Genomic DNA, 6,646 nt, shown 5'->3' with positions numbered 1-6,646 from the left:
GATCCATTCCAAATGGCTCAAACGCTACAGTCTCCTCGTCTCCAACGCCTCTAACGGTGCTGCGTTAAAAACAGAATTATAATCTTTACGTACCGGAAGGTTTAAACTCCGGTACGATTTTCTGCAACGCATCAATAGCGTTATCGCTCTCCAAAAGCTTTTCAATATCATTTTTTAATATTTCAATCGGATACGGAGATGAGCGAGCAATCATAATAGATTCGAAGGCCGTTTTTTGTTCGCTCTCATCGATTAAGAGTTCTTCATAGAGTTTTTCACCGGGACGTAAACCGGTATAGACAATATCAATAGGTTGTGAGGCGTAAAGGCGAATCATTGTTTGCGCTAAATCGGCGATTTTGACACTTTCACCCATATCGAGGATAAAGAGTTCTCCTCCACGTGCTATGGCGGCAGCCTGCAAAACAAGCTGACAGGCTTCGCTAATGAGCATAAAATAGCGGGTAATATCGGGGTGGGTCAGTGTAATGGGCCCGCCGGCTTCGATTTGAGATTTAAATTTTGGAATAACACTTCCGCTGGATCCTAAGACGTTTCCAAAGCGGACGGCTACGATTTCACTGTTTTGCGGAGGGACGTTTTGGGCATAAAGCTCTACTATTCGTTTTGTTGTCCCCATCACATTAGTAGGACGAACGGCTTTGTCGGTTGAGATGATGACAATTTTCGGAACATTATGCGCTATCGCACTGTCAATAACATTACGGCTCCCGATGACGTTATTCATAATAGCTGTTTGGACATTTGCTTCGCATAGAGGAACATGTTTATATGCTGCCGCATGAATGACGATGTCGGGTTGGGTTTTCTCTATAATAGTGTCTAATGTGTCACGATCGATGATGTTGCATAGGTAAAGCTCAGCAGAGGGGACTTTTTCACCGATTTGGTAAAGATTGTACTCACTATGGTCGAGTAAGATAAGCCGCAAGGCATTAAATTGGTGACATTGAATAGCAATTTCACTCCCGATACTTCCCCCTGCACCGGTAATGAGGACAGTTTTTCCATGGATAAATGTTTCGATGGTGTGGGTATCGAGATCTTTAGGGTGGCGTGCGAGAAGCTCTTCGATCGAGAGCTCCTCGATTTTATTGACACTCTCATCGAGCAAACGTGTTCGTTTGATTTCTCGAATACCTGCATCGCTAAGGCGTTGGTAGGCTTCGCGTAAGTATTCATTGGAGAGTGATCCGTCGATAATAGCGGCAGTAATATTTTTAGACTCAACCAGATTGTGAACCTCTTCCATACCCGATATTTTGATATTGTTAAGGTACGATCCGATCATATTGTAGTTTTTTTCTTGCACTGCAATGATGCCGACCGGATAATATTCACGAGAACCTTCTAGCGCACTTTTGATGAGATTGGCCGTATTGGGCGATATTCCGATAAAGAGGGTGCGTTTAAGATCATTATAGTGTAGTCCAAATCCGAACATTAATCGCTTTATAAGCCGTAGCCCCCCTAAAAAAACAAATGAGAGGAAGAGATCAATGATAATGACACTGCGGGGGAATGGATAAAAAAGATTAGGCAAGAGGGTATGAATAAGTGCCAGCATCCCGTAAGCGATGATCAGGGCAAAAAAGAGATTTTTCGCCTCTGTAAGGGCATAAAAACGCCAAACAATAGTGTAGTTTTTAAACTTATGAATCCAAAAAATCTTAAGGGTGATAAGGGTAAATGCTACACTAAAAAATGGGGGCAGAAATTCGGATGGGATATTGAAATTGAAACGGAGTAGATATGCTGCATAAAGGGTACATAAGGATAAAATGATGTCAAAAAATAGAAAAAAAGCAAAACGTTTGGCGCTGCTGGGGCGGAGCCATTCAATCATTTAAGACTCATTTTAAGATAGGTACAGACTCTCATTACATCATCTTGAGACATTTGGGTACCGCTAGGAAGACAGAGACCTTTTTCAAAGAGCTTTTGTGCGGTACCATTTTGAATGGACAGAGTATCTTTAAACAAAGGCTGTAGATGCATCGGTTTCCACAGAGGGCGGCTTTCGATATTTTCAGTTTCAAGAGCAAGACGAATGGCATTTGGATCTGAGTGCTCAAAGATGAGGGTAGTAAGCCATCGATTACCGCGAGTCTCAGATAGTTCAGGCATAAATGTGATTTCAGAAATATCATGCAATATTTCGCGATACCATTCAAAAATTTGACGCCGAACTGCGATTCGTTCGGTTAAAACTTCCATTTGAGCCACACCGATACTTGCGAGAATATTACTCATACGATAATTGTACCCATACTCAGTATGCTCATAATAAGGAGCATCATCCCGCGCTTGGGTAGAATAAAAACGGGCTTTATCAATGAGTTCTTTGTCGGGAGAGACGAGCATTCCTCCTCCAGAAGTAGTGAGGATTTTATTACCGTTAAAACTGTAAACTCCGAATGTTCCAAAGGTTCCGCTTTGCTTGTCTTTATAAGTGGCTCCGAGACTTTCTGCTGCATCTTCGATCAGGGCTATTTCGTGATGGTTACATAGTGCAATGATTTTGTCTAAATCGGCACATTGTCCGTAGAGATGGGTAAGGATAAGGGCTTTAGGTTTTTTTGGTGCTTTACGGATCGCTTCTTCGATAAGGAACGGATCGAGATTCCAACTGCTTGAATCGCTGTCGATAAAAATAGGGATAGCATTTTGGTAGAGAATAGGGGCTATTGATCCAATAAAGGTAAAGCTCGAAGCTAAAACTACATCTCCTGTTCCAACACCCAGAACACGAAGTGCGAGATGGAGTGCTGCCGTAGCACTGCTGAGGGCAAGTGCATTGGGAGAGAGGGTAAGATCTCGAATACTTTGTTCAAATCGTTCTACCATCGGTCCCAAAGGAGCGATGTAGTTACTCTCAAAAGCTTGGGCGATGTAGAGCTGTTCACGACCGCTCATGTGTGGCGGAGAAAGAAATAGGCGGGGTTTCATGAAAAAATGGTCCTCCATAGATAACCGATATCCCCCATAAACGACCATTCATGAATGTAACGGCGGTTGAGGCGGACTTTATCGGGCCAAATAATTTCGTCATTATAGCGTTTTGGGTCGTCCTGTGATGCAAGAATATTTTCTTCATCCTTGTATTTCAGTGTCGCAGGACCCGTAATACCTGGACGCAATGTCAGGATTTCGGCATCATCGCCTATCAATGTGTCAGTGTAGCCGCTGACGTCCGGGCGTGGACCGACCAGACTCATTTGGCCCAAAACGACGTTGATCAGTTGCGGGAGCTCATCGATTTTCGTTTTTCGAAAAAACGTGCCGCTGCGGGTAATACGTGGATCGAATGCTGTGGTAATCGTTGTTGAGAAGTTTTCAATCGGCCGCATGGTTTTGATCTTAATAAGCGGAAACAATTTTCCCTTCCGTCCGACACGCATCTGAATGAAAAAGCCGTTGCTACACGTTTCGACGGACGCAATTAAAAAGGCGATAATGATGACCCACCATGTTAAAGACAATCCAATCAGGGATACGATGATGTCGAAGGTGCGTTTAATTTTTTTCTGGCGCAACGTCATTTAGATTTTGAGCTTGTAAATTTTTGTCATAGGGTCAAGAATGACTGGCTCGAACAGATTTTTATCGTAGTGCTCAAAAACGAACATCTGGATATAGACTGAGTTCAGATAAAAGTCGTCGATGACCAGGAAACGGCCATAACTCGCCAGATAGATGATGTTCAGCCCTTCCGAGGCAAACTGTTGCCGATTGACCTGCAGTTTGTTAGCTTGATCGTATCCGACTTGATAAAACTCTTTAATTGGAACCTCCTGATTCCCTATTTTCAGCATATTTTTTTCTTTCAATACGGAGATGCCATTTCCGAGATTTAACGTTTTACCGGTATCTTGAATGGATATGCTACTGTACATATAGGGTTGTTGTCGGTTATCGGGTGTATTGAGATCCAGATTACTGAACAGTGTGATAGTTGGGAGAATATCGATCATCCGCCATGGGAGGTAAAAATAGATATCGCGGGTCTTTACCGGAAGTGCAACGGACTCCTGATAACGAAGGGTGTCAAGGTAGTCGTTCACATTCTTCGGAACACCGTTTTGGTCTATGAACAGTGTATCTGTGATTTCTTTATATCCCGAAGAAACATAGGTTTCGATGGCGATGCGGGAAAGACGTGCCGATTCGGTCGGCGATGAGGTCGTTAAAATTTCACTAACGATAAAATTATCGTGATTGTGTTTCCCTCCGTCGATCAACGTATTGGTATGGGTATAAAACCACAGGGGATACCCATAGTCCCACCATGCGATAGTGTAATCTTTGGAATCGGAGAGCAATTTGAATTTTTCCAGTGTGGAAACTTCTTTTGCACTCATTACGGTTGGAACCTTGTACTCCAGAATGTGGACAATATGAGGTGCGAGGAAAATGAGTGTCGATGCGATAATGATGCTGTATCTGATTTTCAGCGATGTTGCGGTTGCCGTGATCAAATAGAGAAAATAGATGGCGCCTAAAGCCGCGACCGGAACGGCATAGATAGTAAAGCGTAATCCGCCCCAGAAGGAAAAGAGGCCAATTCCCAGAAGAGGGAGTGTCAATACAAACGCTTTGTGCCGGAAAATCAAAGCGATATAGCCGATAAAGGAGATAAACAACAAAAGAGTGCCACCGCTGATACGGTTGGCAATTTCGGAAAATGGTATTTTCCCCGCTTCACGAACTGTTTGAGTTACTTGAAAAAAGTGGAGCCCTTCAGTTTCCGTCCCTTTTGCCGTATAACTTAGGATTTTAGCCCATATCAGTGAAGCGACGTTTCCGTTGACTAAAAATACAGCAAACGCAGCGGCTCCAAGGACGATCAAGATACGGGTGGAGAGAACCCCTCGCTGGTAAAGGAGGGTGAGAACGGTAATCAGGATGAGTTTAATCCACACCGGCAATAAAAAGAGGGAAATTGAAAGGAGTGCGATGGAATAATAGGTAAAGGACTCCTTCCGATGAAAGAGCAGCATATATCCCATGTAAAAGATACTTATCGCATAGATGACTGATAGCCCCTGATCGTACAAAAACGGATAGAGCATGATCGAAAATGCGCTGAGCAATGCCCATCTGATGTTTTCTTTCATCGTGGTGGCGATCAGGAAATAAACGATCATCATTGGTGCCATGGCAGAGAACATATCGGTATCGTAATAACCTGCCATGGTACGGTTGTAGTAGCTCCACGCAATCGATGCAAGTAAGGCGGAGAAAAAACCGAAATACGGGGCATTGAAAAGACGCGCGATCAAAATGAGCGGGACAACGACGAGGGAAGAGATGAAAACGGGGAGGTATAGAACAACGTTCTCAAGAGGGAATACTTTGGAGAGCAGTGCCGTGAGTGCTATAGTTGCCGAACTCCACGGTGCTGCGATTCGGGGATTGGCATCAAAAATATGACTCCATGCATTGTGTGCTGCGGTAGCAAAATAATAGCCGTCATTAGTGTTGATCATAAGCTGATTATTCCAATAAAACTCAGGAAAACCAGAAGCCCAGTCGATCCAAATCAGCCGCATACCAACACTGAACGTATAGGCGATAACCAATAAGAGAATAAGGTGTAGCGTTGAGGTTCGCTCATTTGGGAGTGAAAAATTCATAAAGAGCCTCGAAACAGGATTTTTTTTGTGAGCGCTATTATACCGCCAATGCCTCCAAACCCATAGCTAAAGTGTAGGGTTACGAAAGCAGCAATTTGGTGAAGCCACGTCGTATTGTTTTTGATCTGCCAGGATCGGACGGCGATAATACTTAGGTAAATGCACAGCAAAATGCCGCTGATATACAGAAACGGCGGATACAGCAGTGCAAGCAGAGATGGAATGATTAGACCAAGTACGAACAGTAGCGGCACGAAATGGCGCAGACTCAGTGAACGGAGCGTATGAGTGTAATAGGGGGTGAGGATATTCCAATAGCCGTTTTGGTAATTGTTTTTGGCAAGCCCCGCATAGGTATCGCGTGCATAATAGGTGCAGGTAACATCGGGGATCAGATAGATTTTCCCGCCGCCGTGGAGGATGCGCTTGTTGAATTCGATATCCTGGTTTCGGATGAGTCGCTCATCGAAGAGACCAAACTTCTCGAAAACATCTCTACGGTAGCATCCGAAAGCGACGGTATCGACTTCGCTGATTTTGGAAGCACCGCTGCGGAAACGGCTGCCGGTTCCGAACCGGTCTTCGAGGACGTTGATAATTGCTGCTGCGGTTGGGGTATTAGAGACGGTGCGGGTATTGAGAACTCCGCCCGTGCACGCCTCGTCCAGCCGGATCGATTCGGAAACCAGTTTTTCAAAATAGTCATTCGGGTAGTCTCCGTGGGCCGAGAGGATGACAATGAATTCGCCGCTCCCTTCGGTGATGCCGAGGTTCAGCGCCTGCGGCGTTGCACGCTCGGGGTTGTTGATCAGGCGGATGAAAGGGTGATGGAAAGCGTATTCGGTCACGATTGTGCGGGTGTCGTCATCGCTGAGCCCGTCGACGACAAGGACCTCCATCGCTTCTTTGGGGTAGGTGGAACCAAGCAGCGAATCGAGGCATTTGGAAATGTAGCGCTCTTCGTTGCGGCAGGGGATAATAACGGATAA

General features: G+C 44.8%; 5 protein-coding genes. All 5 read right to left on the bottom strand.

Annotated elements, in window-relative coordinates; all coding sequences use genetic code 11:
* Positions 1–85: 85 nt before the first annotated feature.
* Positions 86–1,867 (bottom strand): nucleoside-diphosphate sugar epimerase/dehydratase, encoded by a 1,782-nt coding sequence (locus A3G19_RS07005; protein ID WP_294871569.1) that lies wholly within the window; start codon positions 1,865–1,867, stop codon positions 86–88.
* Positions 1,864–2,970, bottom strand: coding sequence for a UDP-N-acetylbacillosamine transaminase (gene pglE / locus A3G19_RS07000; protein ID WP_101244921.1), 1,107 nt, complete (start codon positions 2,968–2,970; stop codon positions 1,864–1,866). The genes A3G19_RS07005 and pglE overlap by 4 nt, the downstream gene beginning before the upstream one ends.
* Positions 2,967–3,563: a sugar transferase gene (locus tag A3G19_RS06995; protein ID WP_294871567.1), complete on the bottom strand. Its 597-nt coding sequence runs from the start codon at positions 3,561–3,563 to the stop codon at positions 2,967–2,969. The genes pglE and A3G19_RS06995 overlap by 4 nt, the downstream gene beginning before the upstream one ends.
* Positions 3,564–5,657, bottom strand: coding sequence for an STT3 domain-containing protein (locus A3G19_RS06990; protein WP_294871565.1), 2,094 nt, complete (start codon positions 5,655–5,657; stop codon positions 3,564–3,566).
* A partial coding sequence (locus A3G19_RS06985) for a glycosyltransferase family 2 protein (RefSeq protein ID WP_294871563.1) occupies positions 5,654–6,646 on the bottom strand: 993 nt, incomplete at its 5' end. The genes A3G19_RS06985 and A3G19_RS06990, both read right to left, overlap by 4 nt.

The sequence above is a fragment of the Sulfuricurvum sp. RIFCSPLOWO2_12_FULL_43_24 genome, assembly GCF_001829605.1.
Taxonomy (GTDB): Bacteria; Campylobacterota; Campylobacteria; order Campylobacterales; family Sulfurimonadaceae; genus Sulfuricurvum.
Note: the sequence above shows the minus strand (reverse complement) of the source record. Positions and strands in the feature narration are given on the sequence as shown.